At 35.7% G+C, this 17182-nt stretch carries 21 protein-coding genes; 5 read left to right on the top strand and 16 right to left on the bottom strand.

The window, feature by feature from the left end:
• Positions 1 to 2 precede the first annotated feature (2 nt).
• The 5 genes from QM017_RS02280 to QM017_RS02260 all read right to left on the bottom strand — a co-directional run bounded on the left by QM017_RS02280 (position 3) and on the right by QM017_RS02260 (position 2806).
• Positions 3 to 317, bottom strand: coding sequence for a transposase (locus QM017_RS02280; RefSeq protein WP_282709546.1), 315 nt, complete (start codon positions 315 to 317; stop codon positions 3 to 5).
• 65 nt (positions 318 to 382) lie between these two features.
• On the bottom strand, positions 383 to 520 hold the full coding sequence (locus tag QM017_RS02275; RefSeq protein ID WP_225355575.1) for a hypothetical protein: 138 nt from the start codon (positions 518 to 520) through the stop codon (positions 383 to 385).
• A 101-nt stretch (positions 521 to 621) separates the two neighbouring features.
• Complete coding sequence (gene trmL / locus QM017_RS02270; RefSeq protein WP_282708730.1) at positions 622 to 1134, bottom strand: tRNA (uridine(34)/cytosine(34)/5-carboxymethylaminomethyluridine(34)-2'-O)-methyltransferase TrmL; 513 nt, start codon at positions 1132 to 1134, stop codon at positions 622 to 624.
• A 302-nt stretch (positions 1135 to 1436) separates the two neighbouring features.
• Entirely contained in the window at positions 1437 to 2282 is an 846-nt protein-coding gene (locus tag QM017_RS02265) for a methyltransferase domain-containing protein (protein WP_178196117.1), read from the bottom strand.
• An 11-nt stretch (positions 2283 to 2293) separates the two neighbouring features.
• Positions 2294 to 2806, bottom strand: a complete 513-nt coding sequence (locus tag QM017_RS02260; protein WP_282708729.1) for an aminoacyl-tRNA deacylase — start codon at positions 2804 to 2806, stop codon at positions 2294 to 2296.
• Positions 2807 to 3019: 213 nt separating this feature from the next.
• Between QM017_RS02260 and QM017_RS02255 the strand changes: the two genes are divergently transcribed.
• Positions 3020 to 3997, top strand: a complete 978-nt coding sequence (locus tag QM017_RS02255) for a GMP reductase (RefSeq protein ID WP_178196121.1) — start codon at positions 3020 to 3022, stop codon at positions 3995 to 3997.
• A gap of 100 nt (positions 3998 to 4097) precedes the next feature.
• Here QM017_RS02255 and QM017_RS02250 read toward each other — a convergent pair whose 3' ends face one another.
• From QM017_RS02250 to QM017_RS02230, 5 genes are all read right to left on the bottom strand, one after another.
• Entirely contained in the window at positions 4098 to 4352 is a 255-nt protein-coding gene (locus QM017_RS02250; protein ID WP_282708728.1) for a hypothetical protein, read from the bottom strand.
• 265 nt (positions 4353 to 4617) lie between these two features.
• The gene (locus QM017_RS02245; protein WP_282708727.1) at positions 4618 to 4758 is read right to left on the bottom strand and encodes a hypothetical protein; all 141 of its coding nucleotides are present in this window, start codon (positions 4756 to 4758) and stop codon (positions 4618 to 4620) included.
• A gap of 109 nt (positions 4759 to 4867) precedes the next feature.
• Positions 4868 to 5458 (bottom strand): ABC transporter ATP-binding protein, encoded by a 591-nt coding sequence (locus QM017_RS02240; protein WP_282708726.1) that lies wholly within the window; start codon positions 5456 to 5458, stop codon positions 4868 to 4870.
• Positions 5455 to 5667 (bottom strand): ATP-binding cassette domain-containing protein, encoded by a 213-nt coding sequence (locus QM017_RS02235; RefSeq protein WP_282708725.1) that lies wholly within the window; start codon positions 5665 to 5667, stop codon positions 5455 to 5457. Before QM017_RS02235 ends, QM017_RS02240 begins: the two co-directional genes overlap by 4 nt.
• Before the next feature lie 247 nt (positions 5668 to 5914).
• Complete coding sequence (locus QM017_RS02230; protein WP_178196132.1) at positions 5915 to 6274, bottom strand: PTS glucitol/sorbitol transporter subunit IIA; 360 nt, start codon at positions 6272 to 6274, stop codon at positions 5915 to 5917.
• Between the two features lie 147 nt (positions 6275 to 6421).
• Between QM017_RS02230 and QM017_RS02225 the strand changes: the two genes are divergently transcribed.
• On the top strand, positions 6422 to 7450 hold the full coding sequence (locus QM017_RS02225) for a lactonase family protein (RefSeq protein ID WP_282708724.1): 1029 nt from the start codon (positions 6422 to 6424) through the stop codon (positions 7448 to 7450).
• Between the two features lie 18 nt (positions 7451 to 7468).
• On the top strand, positions 7469 to 8101 hold the full coding sequence (locus tag QM017_RS02220) for a copper homeostasis protein CutC (protein WP_282708723.1): 633 nt from the start codon (positions 7469 to 7471) through the stop codon (positions 8099 to 8101).
• Positions 8102 to 8267: 166 nt separating this feature from the next.
• Here QM017_RS02220 and galT read toward each other — a convergent pair whose 3' ends face one another.
• On the bottom strand, positions 8268 to 9752 hold the full coding sequence (gene galT / locus QM017_RS02215; RefSeq protein WP_282708722.1) for a UDP-glucose--hexose-1-phosphate uridylyltransferase: 1485 nt from the start codon (positions 9750 to 9752) through the stop codon (positions 8268 to 8270).
• Between the two features lie 29 nt (positions 9753 to 9781).
• Positions 9782 to 10945, bottom strand: coding sequence for a galactokinase (locus QM017_RS02210; RefSeq protein WP_282708721.1), 1164 nt, complete (start codon positions 10943 to 10945; stop codon positions 9782 to 9784).
• A gap of 178 nt (positions 10946 to 11123) precedes the next feature.
• On the opposite strand from QM017_RS02210, the gene QM017_RS02205 reads away from it, so the two are divergent.
• Complete coding sequence (locus QM017_RS02205; RefSeq protein WP_282708720.1) at positions 11124 to 12122, top strand: LacI family DNA-binding transcriptional regulator; 999 nt, start codon at positions 11124 to 11126, stop codon at positions 12120 to 12122.
• A 333-nt stretch (positions 12123 to 12455) separates the two neighbouring features.
• On the opposite strand, the gene mgtE is transcribed toward QM017_RS02205, so the two are convergent.
• From mgtE to QM017_RS02185, 4 genes are read right to left on the bottom strand one after another with little or no spacing between them, the layout of a single operon-like run.
• Positions 12456 to 13826, bottom strand: coding sequence for a magnesium transporter (mgtE, locus tag QM017_RS02200; protein WP_282708719.1), 1371 nt, complete (start codon positions 13824 to 13826; stop codon positions 12456 to 12458).
• Positions 13827 to 13865: 39 nt separating this feature from the next.
• Positions 13866 to 14759 carry an RluA family pseudouridine synthase gene (locus QM017_RS02195; protein WP_178196146.1) on the bottom strand — a complete coding sequence of 298 codons (894 nt, stop codon included), beginning with the start codon at positions 14757 to 14759 and terminating at the stop codon, positions 13866 to 13868.
• Positions 14749 to 15552, bottom strand: a complete 804-nt coding sequence (locus QM017_RS02190) for an NAD kinase (protein WP_178196148.1) — start codon at positions 15550 to 15552, stop codon at positions 14749 to 14751. Before QM017_RS02190 ends, QM017_RS02195 begins: the two co-directional genes overlap by 11 nt.
• 22 nt (positions 15553 to 15574) lie before the next feature.
• Entirely contained in the window at positions 15575 to 16231 is a 657-nt protein-coding gene (locus QM017_RS02185; RefSeq protein WP_178196150.1) for a GTP pyrophosphokinase family protein, read from the bottom strand.
• A gap of 216 nt (positions 16232 to 16447) precedes the next feature.
• Between QM017_RS02185 and QM017_RS02180 the strand changes: the two genes are divergently transcribed.
• Positions 16448 to 17110: a DsbA family protein gene (locus tag QM017_RS02180; RefSeq protein WP_282709545.1), complete on the top strand. Its 663-nt coding sequence runs from the start codon at positions 16448 to 16450 to the stop codon at positions 17108 to 17110.
• The last annotated feature ends 72 nt before the right edge of the window (positions 17111 to 17182 follow it).

The following is a 17182-nucleotide window of genomic DNA, read 5'->3' as shown; positions in this document are numbered from 1 at the left end:
AATTATTGTTTTCTCCTTAGCTTTGAGGGGCCGAACAGGAGCAACGATTTTTTTAAGATATCACGCTCCATTTTGGCTTGACGTAATTCACTCTTTAGTGCCGCAATTTCATCACTTTCCTTTTTTAAAATTTTACGTGCATCCTTCTTTGTCATTTTTGACATCTTACTTGACCTACTTTTCTTCTTGGGTTTCAAGGTCTCAGATCCACCTTCCATAAACAACTTCAACCAGATAAATATCTGTGAACACAAAAGATTATGGGAAGCCGCCACTTTGGACATTGAAACATCATTATTTAGGTAGTAGTTTATCACACGAAGTTTAAAATCAACAGTAAATTTACGTTTGAAATGTTGTAATTTCAACCCTTCGGGTCCTTTTAAATTGTATACAGTCCACCATTTTTTAAGGTATCCTTTGGTAAAGAATACTTATTTTCTAGACATCGTTGTGAACAGCCAGTATCTAGGTATTCTTGAATAAGATCTAATTTGAATTTTTGAGTATATTTAGTCATACGAAAAAAGCACCTCACAATCGCTAGACTTTGTCTAACAATTGTAAGGCACTTCATCGTGCCACATTTTTCTTTAACCAAACGCTAAAGAAAGTCTTTTTTTACTTCAATTTATCATTTTCGTAGGTATGCGTCAGTTCTAAGCCATTAAAGGCTTGTTGTCTTAAAGCCTCATAGATAACAATGGCAGCCGTATTCGATAGGTTTAACGAGCGAATATGCTCATCGTTTTGGGGAATACGAATACAATCTTGACTATATTGACGCATGAAGTTTTCTGGTAAGCCCGTGGTCTCTTTACCAAACAAGAAATAGTGTTCTTTAGTTTGATCCGTATAATCGGCTTGAGTATATGCACGTGGAGCAAATTTTGAAACAATATATAAATTTGCCTGAGCTGGCATACTTTCTAAGAAAGCTGGTAAATTAGGATGATACGTGATTTCAACTTTATCCCAATAATCTAAACCAGCACGTTTTAAATACTTGTCATCAGTTGAAAAGCCTAAAGGTTCAATCAAATGCAAATGTGTATTGGTTCCCGCACAAGTTCGAGCAATATTTCCGGTATTAGCCGGCATTAATGGTTCAAATAAAACAATATGGTTTGCCACCAAAATCATCCTTTCGACATGCAATTATTAAAGCATAAAAAAAGCGTAACCATTCGGTGTGGGCACGGCGAACAGTTACGTTAAGTGAAGTACAATCATTAGCAACTAACGCGTTGACGGTAATTACTAACAACCGATTTCTTATGGATTATACTATCACTTGCCCACCAAATTATCAAGCTTTTTTCACAAAAAATTCATTTTTATCGTCTTTATGCATTTATAGTAATTCTTTAAAGACCATAGTATCGCTATTTTCCTTTTAAAAAAATGTATATCTTTTATTACTGATTTTCACAAACTTAGCCAATCAACAAACTAACATCGACTGTTACTTCTTTTAAACCCTTTTCTAAAAGCTGCATTTTATTTTCTTGGCTAGCGCCCCATTGCAAAGGCGTCATCTTAAGTAAATTGGCCAACGTATCTGGCGTTAAAGCAAACCGATAGCAGATCCGCTTGCATTTAGCATGTGGATAGTGCTTATAAAACAATTCCACTACTCGTTTATTACTATATGTTTGCTTTTGTTCATCGCCAAAATACAAGGCTTGGCGTAACTCTAACAAATAATTTTCGTTAGGGACTACTTTTAATAAGCGGCCTTGTGGCTTTAACACTCGTTTAAATTCCTGATAAGCAGACGGCGAAAAAAGTTCAATTAAGCAATCAAAACTGGCATCTTGAAACGGTAACGCTGCTAAATCTGCGTTACAAAAAAAGGCGTTAGTTGCTTGTTGAGTTGCCAGATTAATCGCCGTTTTAGAAAGATCAAAGCCAACTAGTACGTCTTGATACGTGCGTTGTTGCTCTAAAGCTGTCAAAGCATAACCTTCACCACAACCGATATCTAAGATTTTAGCCGCTTTTTTAGGTAACTGAGCGCTAATTTCAGTTATGATTGGTGCAAACAAGCCGGCTTGCATCATCGCACGTCTAGCTTGCCATAACGCCAAATCATCGTAATCACTCTTGACTCCATGTAATACTAAATACAATGTCCCTTTTTTCGAGAGGTCAAAATGATGATTATTGCAGCATTTGACGCTGTTAGTTACCGTGATTGCTAAGTCTTCTTGACAAACAGGACAGCGCAACAAGCCGTGATTTTGTCTTAAAAATAAGGTGGCACGTTCACTTTTCTTCATTTTTTATCCCCCTAGGCATTTTTTTGAACCTTAATGTATTTGCCTTTAACAAGGTTAACTAATTCACTTTGTTTTACACGTACAGAACGGCCAATTTTGCCAGCCGAGACTGAGATTTGTTCAAATTCTTTGATACGTTCATCAAAATAAATTGGAAAGCCCTTGCGAATGTTGATACCAATTGGAGTATTTTCACCATGAATATAGCCTGTAATATTGATTAAATTTTTATTATCCGCTAAGTGAACCTGTTTTTTATTTAACTCTTTAGCAACTAGTTTCAAATCAATTTCATATTCTAATGGCAAACACACTACTACATAGTCTTTAGGATCATTATTAGCATTTAAAACAATTGTTTTTAAAATACTTTTAGGTTCCACACCTAAACTTTTTGCTTCAGCTAACGCATTTTTGCCTTGTGTTAACCAATTAAAACTCATTTCTTGATAAGTAATATTATGTTGGTCTAAAATCCGTTCATCATTCGTTTTTTTGATTTGCTTTTCTTTTTTCTTAGCCATCATTACTCCTCCATCACCAAAATCCTTGTCTATTATACACCAAAGTTTCTAAGTATTTAAAAAAATCCCTTTTTCGTGTTATTTTTCGGATTTTTGATTGACCTTTTTGAAATTTAACTGTATTATATATGTGTTTGTGATTTTATCTTTCTCAAACAAAAACAATGTTCGTTTTTAACTATCCGTTCAAAAAAAGATTGCGAGGATTTATATATGCCAGTTTTTGATTATGAAGACATCCAACTCGTTCCAAATAAATGTATCGTCAAGAGTCGCTCCGAAGTCGACACACGTGTACAATTTGGTCCAATGACATTCAAGATTCCTGTCGTTCCTGCAAATATGCAAACAATTATTGACGAAAAGCTTTCTATTTGGTTAGCACAAAACGGCTACTTTTACATCATGCATCGTTTTGATAAAGATGATCGTATTCCATTTGTCAAAAAGATGCATTCTTTGGGCCTTTTCGCTTCAATTTCTGTTGGGGTTAAAGAAGAAGAATTCCAATTGATTGATGATTTAGCCAAAGAAAATCTTGTGCCTGAATATATCACAATTGATATTGCTCACGGCCATGCTAATACTGTAATTGAAATGATCCAATACATTAAAAAACATCTTCCTGGCGCCTTTGTAATCGCTGGTAATGTTGGTACCCCTGAAGGTGTGCGTGAATTAGAAAATGCCGGTGCTGATGCAACTAAGGTTGGTATCGGACCAGGGAAGGCTTGCATCACCAAGTTAAAGACTGGTTTTGGAACCGGTGGTTGGCAATTAGCCGCTTTACGTTTATGTGCCAAAGCTGCAAGCAAACCAATCGTTGCTGACGGAGGGATTCGCTTTAATGGTGACATCGCTAAATCTGTCCGCTTCGGTGCATCAATGGTTATGATTGGTTCTTTATTTGCTGGTCATGATGAAACGCCAGGTGAAATTATCGAAGAAGATGGCAAAAAATATAAGACCTATTTTGGTTCAGCTTCTCAATATCAAAAAGGTGAATACAAAAACGTTGAAGGTAAGAAACTTTTAATTCCTTATCGTGGTCACATTGCCGATACTTTACGTGAAATGCAAGAAGATTTACAATCCTCTATCTCTTATGCTGGTGGACGTGAATTAGAAGCTTTACGCAAAGTCGATTATGTAATTGTTAAAAATTCAATTTTTAACGGTGACGCTCACTAAAAGTTAACTTTCAAAATAAAAAGGATGTTTCCTAACTAGGAGACATCCTTTTTATTATCAGCTTAATTTGTTACAACTTTTTTGTTCAATAAATATTGTCCTAAGCCTCAATGACTAACAAACAGGTAACTAAACAGGTCGTTTGAAAAATACAATGATGCATATTTTGCGTATTATAGATTACCGTTTGGCGCAATGCATCCCAAAGATTGTTCATTGAGAAATACTTAACAACTTGCTTAACTTCTTTAGGCCAACTATTAGCTGGAAACAAGGTATTACCAATTGTTGATACCACCCGTGTATTCTTGGCAAAATTAGCGATTAAAATACCGATTGAAATAAATACCAACATCGCTAAGAAAACTTGTAAAGCTAAGCCGGCTACAAATTATTGATCGATTTTAAACTTAAGGTTATATAAAAACTTCGCAATCAAAGTAATTACGACTAACTGCCCTATCATAAAAATAACTTGATCAAGATAAATATATAAAATAAAATAAATTTATTTAATGCAAATTCGGTTAACTTAACCCGCTTTAAAATCCCGTTTTTACGTAAATTAGTTATTTATGAAGCTACTCCAATCAAAGCAATCGAGCCAAAGGCGATACAAACTACGCCGGCATACACATATTGAACTTGTGGCCAATCAAAACTAAAATTATGACTGGTAATAACAATGAAAAAAGCATCGCTTCACGATTACGAATTTCGTTACGCAATAATAACCCAATAACTGTCAAATATTTTTTCATTATCTAAGTCCCTCCATACTTTTTCCTATGATTTTATAATAAGCATCATCAAGCGTTGGGCGTTTAACATCAATCGCACTCACGCTTGTTTTTAATTCATATAAGAGAGCTAAGATTTCGTTAAAAGCACATATCTTCCCGTAGAATTTGGCTGTAAGTCAGCTTTTTTAAGCAAGCCATTACTTTTTTCAATGAGCGTAGCTGGATCTAAGCATTCAAATTCAATTTTCGTTTGCGCTTGACTCTTTTTAATTAAGCCTTCTGGCGTATCGGTTGCATAGACATTTCCTTGATAAATAAAGCACACCCGATCACATAAATAAACAACTTCATCTAAATAATGTGAGCAAATCACAATCGTCGTCTTTCCTTGCAACTTTTTAATGGTTTTCCACAGTTGCAAGCGTGCATCTGGATCAAGTCCTGTCGTTGGTTCATTTAAGAATAATAACTTAGGCTGATTAATCAAACTAAGTGCAATCCCAAATTTTTGCTTTTGTCCACCAGATAAGTTTTTTACTTTTTGATCTAATAGTTCACTTGCATCCATGTATGCTAGGGCTTCTTTAGGTGAGAGCGCCTTTTGGTACATTTGAGCAAACATACTAAGCGCTTCTTTAACCGTCAGATTGTCAAAGTAACCGCTATCTTGAAACAAGGTCCCAATTTGTTTTTGCGCTGACTTAGCATCTTTTTTCAAATCAATCCCAAAAAAGTAAAACCTTGCCCTGTATAATTGGTCTGCAAACCTTCTAAAATGCTGATAAATGTTGATTTTCCCGCACCGTTTGGCCCGACGAGTCCTAAAATTTCATTTTCTGCGACACTCAAATTAAGATCATCTAAAATTAATCTTTGACTATCTTTATATTTAAATTTGAGCTGACTAACTTCAATTACTTTAGTCATATGTGCTCCCCCATTTTTATACTATTGCAATCTATAAATAATAATAAGTTAAACCTAATTTTTCTGATTTTACTACTTCTTAATTATTATTTCTACTGTAAAAATACCCAATTTTTTTAATGTTCTGATAAATTCAGTGATACTAAAAAATCACTTCAAATCAAATAAACTCTTGCTGTTTAGTTATTCAAACAACAAGAGTTCACTTCATAAAGAATAATTATCAAACTTAAATTAACACTAATTTTTATGCCCCAAAAGTAATGGTTGAGCCTTCCTTAACTTGTGGCATAACATTTGGCGCTAGGTAAATAGCATTACTTCTTGGATTTTCTGGTACTTCATTAAAGTCAAAGACCGTATGTTCCACCGTTTCTAAATTAGAAAAGACTAGCTCACCAGCATATTTGATTTCATAGCTTTGTTCATCAATTAAAATCTTTTTGCCGACAGACAAATTATCTGCTTGCAATTGACCATCCAAAACTTCTTGAATCACCGAAACTTCTGCCAAACGTGGTGAAGCTGATTTACCAAATAAAATGATTAAACCATCTTTTTCATCCAAGGCTTTAGCACCAATATTTAAAACTTTTGTTTTCATCATCGTAGTTAACCTCATTATTTTTTCTAATTGATCATCTTTATTTTATCATATTCTAAACTTCAAACGAGCTTTTTTAAAAAAATAAACCGCTTTGAAATTATCATGCTATAATTGGATTGTACACTCAATATTAAAGGAGATTTCTTTATGCAACAAGATATTTTATTTGGAACTTATACTAAAAAAACTAGCCAAGGTATCTATCACGCTATTTTAGATACTGAAACAAAAACTATCAGCACCCCTAAAAACGTCATCGAAATTGACAGTCCAACTTACTTAAAACTTAGCAATCATGAATTAATTACGGTTGCTAAAGAAAGTGACTTAGGTGGTGTCGCTGCTTATAGTGTTACTAATGAAGGATTTAAACATATCAACAGTGTTTTACAACCTGGGGCTAACCCTTGCTATGTTGGTATCGATGAAGCGCGTCAATTAGTCTACACTGCTAATTACCATAAAGGTCAAGTTGATGTTTATCAAATTAAACCTGATCAAAGTTTAGCTTTAACCGATACAGTCACACACCAAGGTAACGGTCCACGCCCTGAACAAGGCTCAGCACACGTTCATTACACCGATTTGACACCTGACAATCGTTTGGTAGTTGTTGATTTAGGCTGTGATGAAGTTTATACTTATGACGTTAGCGCACAAGGCAAATTAAGTCAAGTTAGCGTTTTGAAAATGGAAGCTGGTTTTGGGCCACGCCACATCGTTTTTGCCCCTAATAGCCAATACGCTTACTTAGCTGGGGAATTAAGCAGCCAATTAGCGGTCTTAAAATACGATCAAGCAACTGGTAGCTTTGAAGTTTTACAGATCGTCAAGACTATTCCTGAAACTTGGACGCAACATAACGGAGCTGCTGCAATTCGCATCTCAAACGATGGCAAATTCGTATATCTTTCCAACCGTGGCCACAACAGTCTAGCAGTATTTGCTGTTAAAGCAGATCATTTGGTAGAATTCGTTGAATATGCTGATGTTTGTGGTGATTTCCCACGTGATTTTGATTTAGATCCAAGTCAAAAATTTGTTGTTGTAACTAACCAAAATACTGATAACGCAACTTTATTTGCACGTGATTTGCAAAGTGGTAAATTAACTTGCCTTCAAAAAGATATCGTCGTCCCTGAAGGCGTATGTGTCTGCTTTACTGATCAACTTTAATTCAAAAGGAGACTTTAAATGTTATTAAAAGAAGCTTGTTTAGAAAATTTTACTAATGTCGCTAAAGTAATTACTAACGGGGCTAAACGTCTTGAATTATGCGACAATCTAGGTGTTGGCGGAACCACCGTCAGCAAAGGTGTTTTGGCTGAAACTTGCTTATACGCTCATGCTAAAGACATCCCTGTAATCGCCTTAATTCGACCTCGTGGTGGTGACTATGTTTATAATGATATCGAAGTTAAAATCATGGAAGCCGATATTTTTGAAGCACAAGCTTTAGGCGTTGATGGAATCTCAATTGGGGCTTTAACTAAAGACAACAAGCTTGATATTGAAGTCTTAGATCAATTAATTGCTGCAAGTGGTGGCATGCAACTAGTTTTACACATGGCATTTGATGAACTTGATTTTGCTGAACAAAAAAAGGCAATTGATTGGGCCGTTGAACGTGGTTTTGAACGCATTTTAACTCACGGTGGACCACTTAGCTTGCCAATCACAGATACTTTAGTTCACCTCAAAGAACTGATTGCCTATGCTGATGGGCGTATCACAATTCTACCAGGTGGTGGGATTACGGTTCAAAACTGTGAACAAATTGCCCAAGAACTTGGAGTTAACCAATTACACGGTTCAAAAATCGTTTAATCTAAAAAACGCATCTTATTTAGAAAGGTACGTTTTTAATTTACACGCTGCATAGTCTCAACTAAATTTAAAGACATAACAAAAGACCTCTTTACTTGGAAAACTCCAGTAAAGAGGTCTTTTTTATTAGTAACTCTCCTAAGCCAATATTACATTTGTTATTAACTTAGTCATTAATTCCAACTGATTTTACAAAACGCATAAAGGCTTCTTGACCTTTTTGATCACGCTTAAAGACACCAGCATCTTCTAAGACACGTGCAAAAACTTTACCAATTTCTTGCTGTACAATTTCTTCAACGTTTGTATCATTTACTTCTGGATGGCTAGCTTTAATTTGATCAGCCCAAACTTGATGATATTGAGCAACACTAGCTACTTTTCCTAAAAGATAATCTGCTACAACTTGCATTTCATCTTTCAAGCGTGGTGGCAAGATTGCTAAACCCATTACTTCGATTAAGCCGATATTTTCTTTTTTAATGTGTTGCACATCTTGGTGTGGATGATAGATACCATCTGGAAATTTGGCTGAAGTTTGATTATCCCGCAAAACTAAATCCAATTCGAATTGACCATCGCGCATTCGTGCAATTGGGGTGATCGTATGATGTGCTTCACCATTTGAATTAGCTAACACTTGGACACTTTCATCACTATATGCCCGCCAAGCCGCTAAAAGCTTACTTACCAAAGCTAGCAAACTTTCTTTATTAGCACTACGTAAACGCAAAACAGACATCGGCCATTTAACAATACCTGCACTAACATCTTCAAACCCAGTAAACGTAAAAGCCTTTTCGATTGGTGCTTTTTGCATCGCAAATTCATGGCGCCCACCTTGATAATGTTCATGCGTTAAAATTGAGCCACCAACGATTGGTAAATCAGCATTACTACCCACAAAGTATCCTGGAAAAGTTTCAATAATATTTAATAAACGTGCAAATGTTTCATCGCATATACTCATTGGTTCATGTTGTGAACTCAAGAAAATACAATGTTCATTAAAATAAGCATAAGGTGAATATTGGAAACCCCATGTTTTATTTAACAAATCAAAGCGAATTACACGATGATTAGCCCGCGCTGGATGATTAATGCGCCCTTGATAACCTTCATTTTCTAAACATAAAAGACACATTGGATAACCACTAGCCTTCATTTTTTTAGCTAAAGCAATTTGTTTTGGATCTTTTTCAGGTTTTGAAAGATTAATCGTAATTTCAATATCACCATATTGCGTTTCGGTCTTAAAATAAATATTTTTAGCGATCGCTTTTGTCTTAATATAATCATTTTCTTTGCTTAATGCATAAAAATCTGCAATTGCTTTTTTAGGGTCAGCTTGATGTGTTTGCCAGAAGCGTTGATTTACTACACTTGGAATAGGTGTAATAAAGTTCATCAATTCTGCGCCTAAACAATCTTGTTCTTCAAAAGTTGCGCCAACTTTTTCATTTTTTACCGCTTGTGCTAGCAATTCATCTTTTAAATCCAATAAATCACTTTTATCCGTGGTTAAGTCTTTGACCGATTCACCTACTAAATTCATGATTCGATTATTCAAATAAATTCGGTCTAACTCTTGATAATCACTTTTAGCAATGATTAAATCAACAAAGCTCTCCAGTAAAGTCTTAGTAGTCATATCTTTCACCTGCTAATCAATTCAAAATTTTAGAGCATCTTAGTTCCGTCTGCGATTTCTGCAATGTAAAATGAAGGAGCATAGCCAATTGTTTCTTCATAAACTTTACCAACGTTTTGTGTAAATGCTTCAACTTGATTTTTTTGAACAAGTGCAATTCCACAACCACCAAATCCAGCACCAGTCATGCGAGCACCTAATACACCTGGTTGCTTCCAAGCAGTATGTGCTAAAGTATCAAGCTCTTTTCCTGTTACTTCATAATCATGTTCTAAAGAAACATGCGATGCATTTACTAAGTGACCAAATTCTTCAAGTTTACCTTCTTGTAATAATTTTTGAGCTCGTAAAGTCCGTTGATTTTCTAAAACGGCATGACGTGCACGTTTCAAACGATTTTCATCGGCAATCAAGTAGCAGTATTCATCAAATGTTTCGGCATCTAATTGACCTAAAGATTGGATATCTAATTTAGCTTGTAATTCGGCTAAAGCAGTTTCACATTCGCTACGACGTTCATTATATTTGGAATCAGCCAATTCACGCCGTTTGTTGGTATTCATAATAACAATTACATTGTCTTTTAAATCCAATGGAACCAAATCATAATTTAATGTATTTGTATCTAATAAAATAGCGCGATTTTCTTGTCCCATACCAACAGCAAATTGATCCATGATACCAGAGTTAACTCCGATAAATTCATTTTCAGTCTTCATTCCGATTTTGACTAAATCAACACGATCAATGTCTAATGCGAATAATTTTTCAACAATTACCCCAATCAAAAGTTCTAATGAAGCTGAAGAAGATAACCCTGAGCCATTTGGAATGTTTCCATCAACATAAATATCTAAACCGCAATTTACGTCATAGCCAGCTTCTTTGATAAAATGAATCATCCCTTTGGCATAATTGGTCCAATTATCTTCTTTAACATATTTAAGATCATTTAAATTAGCTTCTAAAATGCCAAGATCTGCAAAGTTAGCCGAGTAAAAGCGTAATTTACTATCTGAACGCTTAGCTGCTGCACCGTATGTTCCTAAAGAAATAGCACATGGAAACACATTTCCACCATTGTAGTCAGTATGTTCACCGATTAAATTGATACGACCTGGTGAAAAGAAAGTTCCTTGCGCAGCTGTTCCGAAAATTTCAGTAAATTTTTGTTCTAAAGTTGTTTTATCCATTGTAAAATCCACGCTCCTAATTTTATTTTTGCGTTAGCAAACGTTTTATCTGACATTATTTTACTATTTTTTACTAAATATTTCAACGATTTATCTGTTATTTACCATTTATTTACTACCCTAAAAAATGTTACAATATATTTTAGTTATTACGAAAACTTAGAAAGAGGTGAAGATAATGGCTACAATCAAAGATATCGCTCAATTAGCTCAAGTCTCAGCCGCGACCGTATCACGTGTTTTAAACTATGATGCTACCATGTCGGTTAGCGATGAAACTAGAGCGCGAATCTTTAAGGTTGCTGAGGAATTAAATTATACAAAAACTAAACGTCGTCCCAAAAATGAAACCTCAAATAAAATTGCGGTTATTCAATGGTACACAGAAAAAGAAGAATTAAACGATCTTTACTATTACTCCTTAAGATTTGGTATTGAAAAAAGAGCACAACAACTCGGTTATGAAGTCTCCCGTGTCTTTCATAACGATCCGCTTGAAACAGCGCAAAATGCCGATGGTGTAATTGCAGTAGGTAAGTATAGTCCAGCTCAGATTAAAGAACTCGAAAAACTAAATAGCAACTTAATATTTGCCGACAGTAACACCTTAGCTCAACAACACAGCTGTGTTGTAGCAGATTTCCAAAATTCAGTCACTCAAGCAATCGAACATTTCTTGAGCCAAAAGCAAACTAAAATCGGCATGCTCGCCGGCGAAGAACAAACCGCCGACCACTCCGAAAACTTGATCGATTCACGCTTTAAAATCTTTAAACAATATTTGGAAGAACGTCGCTTATATAATGCACGTTATGTTTATGTCGGTAAATTTTCACCCGATTCTGGTTACCAAATGATGAGTCAAGCCTTAAACGAATTGGCTAACGATTTTCCACAGGCCTTTTTTGTTGCAAACGATGCGATTGCGATTGGCGCTCTTAAGGCTTTACAAGAAAAAAATATTCGCGTTCCTGAAGATGTGAGTCTCATTTCTTTTAACGACTCTTCTATCGCTAAATTCGTTTATCCTTCTTTGAGTAGCGTCAAAGTCTACACAGAAAAAATGGGCAAAGAAGCCGTCGATTTATTACTTGCAACCATCGAAAATAAAATCAGCATTCCTAAAATGATTACATTAGGAACCAAGCTAATGTTACGCGACAGCAGTCTAAATTAAACAAGCACATAATTTTTAGGACTGCTAGTATTTCTAGCGAACCTAATCAAAAAGCCACCCCTCTGTTTGTAGGATTGGCTTTTTTTGCTAAGTGAAAATATTGACAGATGTATTTGCTTTTAAAAACAGTACACCTTCCTCAATCTCTTTTAATAAAGTAACCAAATACAACAAGCAAAAATAAATGGCTTGGAAATTTTGAAATACACACAACAAACTTAATGTTCAAAATCATAAGATGTTTCTTTTTTTACTTAATTTCACAAAAAAGCCCTCTTGGCCAAAATTTCTAGCCAAGAGGACATACTAATTTTAATCGCTAGCAAGCAATCCTTATTTTCCAATAAAGAAGCTCAAAAAGAGATTTGCAATATTGAAATAAATCAAAACCGAAGTCAAGTCACTTAAAGTTGAAATAAACGGACCTGAAGCTACGGCTGGATCAACTCCTATTTTGTTCATAAGCATCGGGATAATACTACCGGCCAACGTTGCAACCGTAATTGCACAAGCCATCGCTATCCCAATCACAAAGCCTAAGATTAAGTTGTGTTTCCACAAGCCAACAATCAAACAAATCGTCAAGCCCGTGACCAAGCCAATAAACAAACCGGTCAACAGTTCACGCAAGATAAAGGCAAAGCCGCTCTTTTCTTCGTCATCTTTGTTAGCTAAGCGTCTGATCGCCACGGCCAAACTTTGTGTCCCAGCATTTCCGGCCGTCCCCGTGATCAAGGAGACAAACACCGCCAAGATGCTAGCTTGGCTGATCAAGCCTTCGTAACGGTTAATTAAAGTCGTTGTCGACATTCCCATCAGCAAAAGAATAATCAACCACGGCAAGCGTTTCAAGGAAGCCTTAAACGGATTATTCGGTGTTTCTTCGGTATTAACCCCGGCTAACCCCGAATAATCTTCCGCGGATTCTTCGTCGATAACGTCGATGATATCATCGACATTGATGATTCCGATTAACCGTCCATCATAATCGGTAACTGGAATCGCTAAGAAGTTATAATCACGGATTGTTTGCGCAACTTCTTCTTGATCTTCATCAACTTGTACCGACATTACCGGTGTATTCATGATATCTTGAATCATCACATCATCATCATTCGTCAACAAATCGCGCAACGTGACGACCCCGGCTAGCTTATTATCATCACCGATTACGTACACATAATAGATTGTTTCGGCTTCTTTGGCTTCGTTTTTAACGACATGCATCGCTGATCTAACCGTTTGATTACCAACAATCTCTACGTATTCTGTCGACATGATTGCCCCGGCGGTCTTATCTTCATAATGCAACATTTCTTTGATTTCTTTAGCTGTTTCTGAAGGCAACAAGACCAAATACTTAGCCAAATCCTTTTTTTGAGCATATGCCAAAATATCAACGGCATTATCGGTATACATCTCATTAATGACCATTGCAGCATATTTAGGTGTCATTTCCTTAAAATAATTGACTACATCTTGTGGTTCGTCTTCGATAGCATTAAACATCGCACCGACTTCTTCAGCCGTCAAATAGCGATACAAACGTGCGCGTTGGCGTTCATTTAAATCAGTAAATATTTGAGCTTGCTCGTAAACGTGTAGATCCAAATATTGCTCCCTAAAGGGTCGAGCCTGTTGTTTATTGAGTAGCTCAATAATAATTTCGTCTTTATCATGTGTTGTTATTTTTGTTTCGACCATTTCTCTTTCCGCCTAAGCGTAGCGGTTTGCCCTCCTTTTTTAATTGTTTTGTTGTAAAAAATTATTCATATCCTCAGGTAATGGGCTCAAGAAGTTAACCCATTGCTTTTGAAAGGGATGATAAAATGTTAATGAATGACAATGCAAACCTTGTCGTTGCAAAGGCATTTTGTCTAAGCCCCCATACAAGCCATCACCAATCAGTGGATAACCTAAGTATGCACAATGTACCCTAATTTGATGCGTTCTACCAGTATGAAGCTTGATTGAACATAAAGTTGCTGTTTGTAATCTTTGCGTAACTGTCAGTGTTGTCCATGCAAATTGCCCATTTTCATTGACTTCACGTTTCATTGTACTATCATTACACCGTGCTATTGGTGCTGTAATCTCTTTTGTTTCAAAATTAACTTGACCACTTAGGATCGCTAAATATACTTTTTGTACACGCCGCTCTCGCAACTGCGCATCCATCAAGGCATGCGCATAGCGATGCTTCGCAAATAATACAATACCTGAAGTATCTCGATCCAAACGCGTTACAATATGTGGCAAAATCCCCTGGTAACCACGTATTTGATAATATCCAAAAACTCGATTAATCAACGAATCATTCGGATGAAGTAACGATGGAATCGAAGCCACTCGTGCTGGTTTATTAACGATTAAAAAATCTCGATCTTCATATAAGATGTCTAAAGGTACATATGATGGGATCATTGGATGTTTGCGATTTTTTTCTGGTGGCAACACAATTTTAATTACATCATTTTGCTTTAAAATTGCACGCACTGTCTGGCTTTGACCATTAACCAACAAATCTCCGCCATCATATTTTATTTTGGCTAACAAACGCCGTGAAATCCCTTGTTGCTCTAAAAAAGTTTTGAGCTTTAAATTGTATGGAGTATGGTTGATAAATTTAATCTCCATAATCGTCTCCTATAAAGGCATCTTTCACTCGCCGCCAAAATTCGTTATGCCGATATTTAGCAAAATATATACGCTTTTTAGAAACCTTAAATAAAATGCGTGCCACACTTTTGTTATGATAACTATCAGAATCTATCGTCAACAAAAAGTCGCTTCCTTTCCCAGGAACCAACGTAATCCAATCGTTTGGCGCTATAATCATCGGCGAACTCAAAGTTCTAAACACACGATTATTAAGCGAACAGATCTCTGCTAATTGTAAGGCTTCTAAATCCGGATGAATTATCGCTCCACCCAATGACTTGTTATACGCAGTTGAACCAGTCGGCGTTGACACACATAATCCATCGCCCCTAAAGCGTTCAAACAATTCGCCTCCAATATAGACATCTGTCACCATCGTAGAACCGATTCGCCGTAAAGTTGCTTCATTTAAGGCTAAATAATGCTCAATTTTATGATCTGTATACTGTACTGTCACATCCAATAAAGGATAACTTACTGCTTGACCGTTATCCGATTGTAAACTAACAACTAAATCATCAATTTCGTCATCACGCCAATCGGTATAAAAACCCAAGTGTCCCGTATGCACACCAACAAAGCGAATCTTAGCTAGATTTTCAATATAATGATGATATGCAGATAGCAAAGTCCCGTCACCACCAATGGTAATCACGATATCAGGATCTTGATTATCCATTACGATATGGCGCTCATGAAACTTTATTTCTAATTGTCGCTTGACTTCTTGCGATCTACGATTATCATTTGCAAAAATCCCGATTTTCATAGTTATCCTCTTTAGTAATTTTTTACTCGCCAGTTTTCTGGTCTTTTATATCCAATGCATGCAAACTTTTACGTGCAAAGATTTCTTGTGCTTCACGAATTTCTTCTTGAATATCCGACATTTCATTATCCAATAAAAAGGCTGCTTCTGCTGTTATGCGTAATCTTTCCGCTAATTCTTTTGGAAACTCTCCTTGATACTTATAGTTTAATGAATGCTCAATAGTTGCCCAAAAATTCATCGCTAAAGTTCGAATCTGAATCTCTGCTTTAATCACTTTAGCTCCCGTAAGCAATTGTACGGTATATTCAATCACGATATGATAGGAACGATAACCACTTGGCTTTTTTTTAGCGATATAATCCCGTTCTTCGATAATCTTCATATCGGTTCGCCGTCGTAAAACTTCGACTACATCATAAATGTCTTCCACAAATTGACACATGATTCTAACCGCTGCAATATCTTCCATATCAGTGGCTAGTCGCTCTTCTTTGATTTGCCGGCGTAGCATTTTTTCTTTGATACTTTCGATTGGTTTCACACGCCCCGTTACAAATTCGATCGGTCCATGCATATCTTCAGTTCTCAATTGATCTCTTAAAGTTCGTAATTTAAGTTTAAGCTCAGATACAGCTTGTGCATACGGTGCTAAAAAAATATCCCAATCTTCAATCATCGCAATTCCTACCTTTCATACCTTATCAGTTTAACACATATTGGCTTTTTATGAGTGCTTAAAGTCTAAAAATTACCGACTATTTGTCAGAAAAAAGATGATTTTTTTGAATATAATAAGCATTTTAATTGCAACTTTAGCAAATTTTGCTAAAGTATATATTATAAAAAGATATATCAGAGTTCTATTATCTTGGAGGGAAGAGCATTGTTAGAAATGTATCTGTTTATTAACCCGCTTGGTGGTGCGTGCTATGAAACAGAAAAACACATTTTAAAACTAGTCAATCAATCTAAAGACAAGATAAATTTTCGTTTTATTCCACTACTAAGCTTAAATACAATTTCTTTAATCATACAACGTAAAGGGATCGCACTTAACGATCTTGAAACACGTAATCTTGTTGCGGCTAAAATTTATCGTTTTGCACTTGATTATAAGGCAGCTTTATTTCAAGGCAAAAAACGTGGGCGTAATTTTTTATTAGCAGTCCAAAAACAAGTTCTTACGCAAAACAAATCATATTGTGATGAACTTGTCTATCAAATTGCCCAAGAATGCGAGCTTGATTTAGAAATGTTTAAACAAGACCGTTGTTCTGAATTTACCATCCAATCTTTTAAGCAAGATCAAGAAATGGCTGCAGAAATGAACGTAACAACTCACCCAACTCTAGTATTATATAATCTGGCTGGATGCGATTACGCAATTGCACTAGCTGATTATGAATCTTTGAGCTTTTTAGAAGATATTTTAAGCGGAAAAATCCCCCCTAAAGACTTTATCAAATATCAAAAAAATCCACCTTTTATTAACGGGCAAACAAGTATGTCTCAATCTTTTTGTAAATATCCAGTCTTCATGAAAATTAATAAATAGCCCTTATCTGTTAACAGGTAAGGGCCTAGAAGTTTATTTTACATAATATAATAATTTTAATTCATATAAACA

Source organism: Ligilactobacillus sp. Marseille-Q7487 (assembly GCF_949152225.1).
Taxonomy (GTDB): domain Bacteria; phylum Bacillota; class Bacilli; order Lactobacillales; family Lactobacillaceae; genus Ligilactobacillus.
The sequence above is the reverse complement of the archived record's forward strand: the minus strand, read 5'-3'. Positions and strand labels throughout refer to the sequence as shown.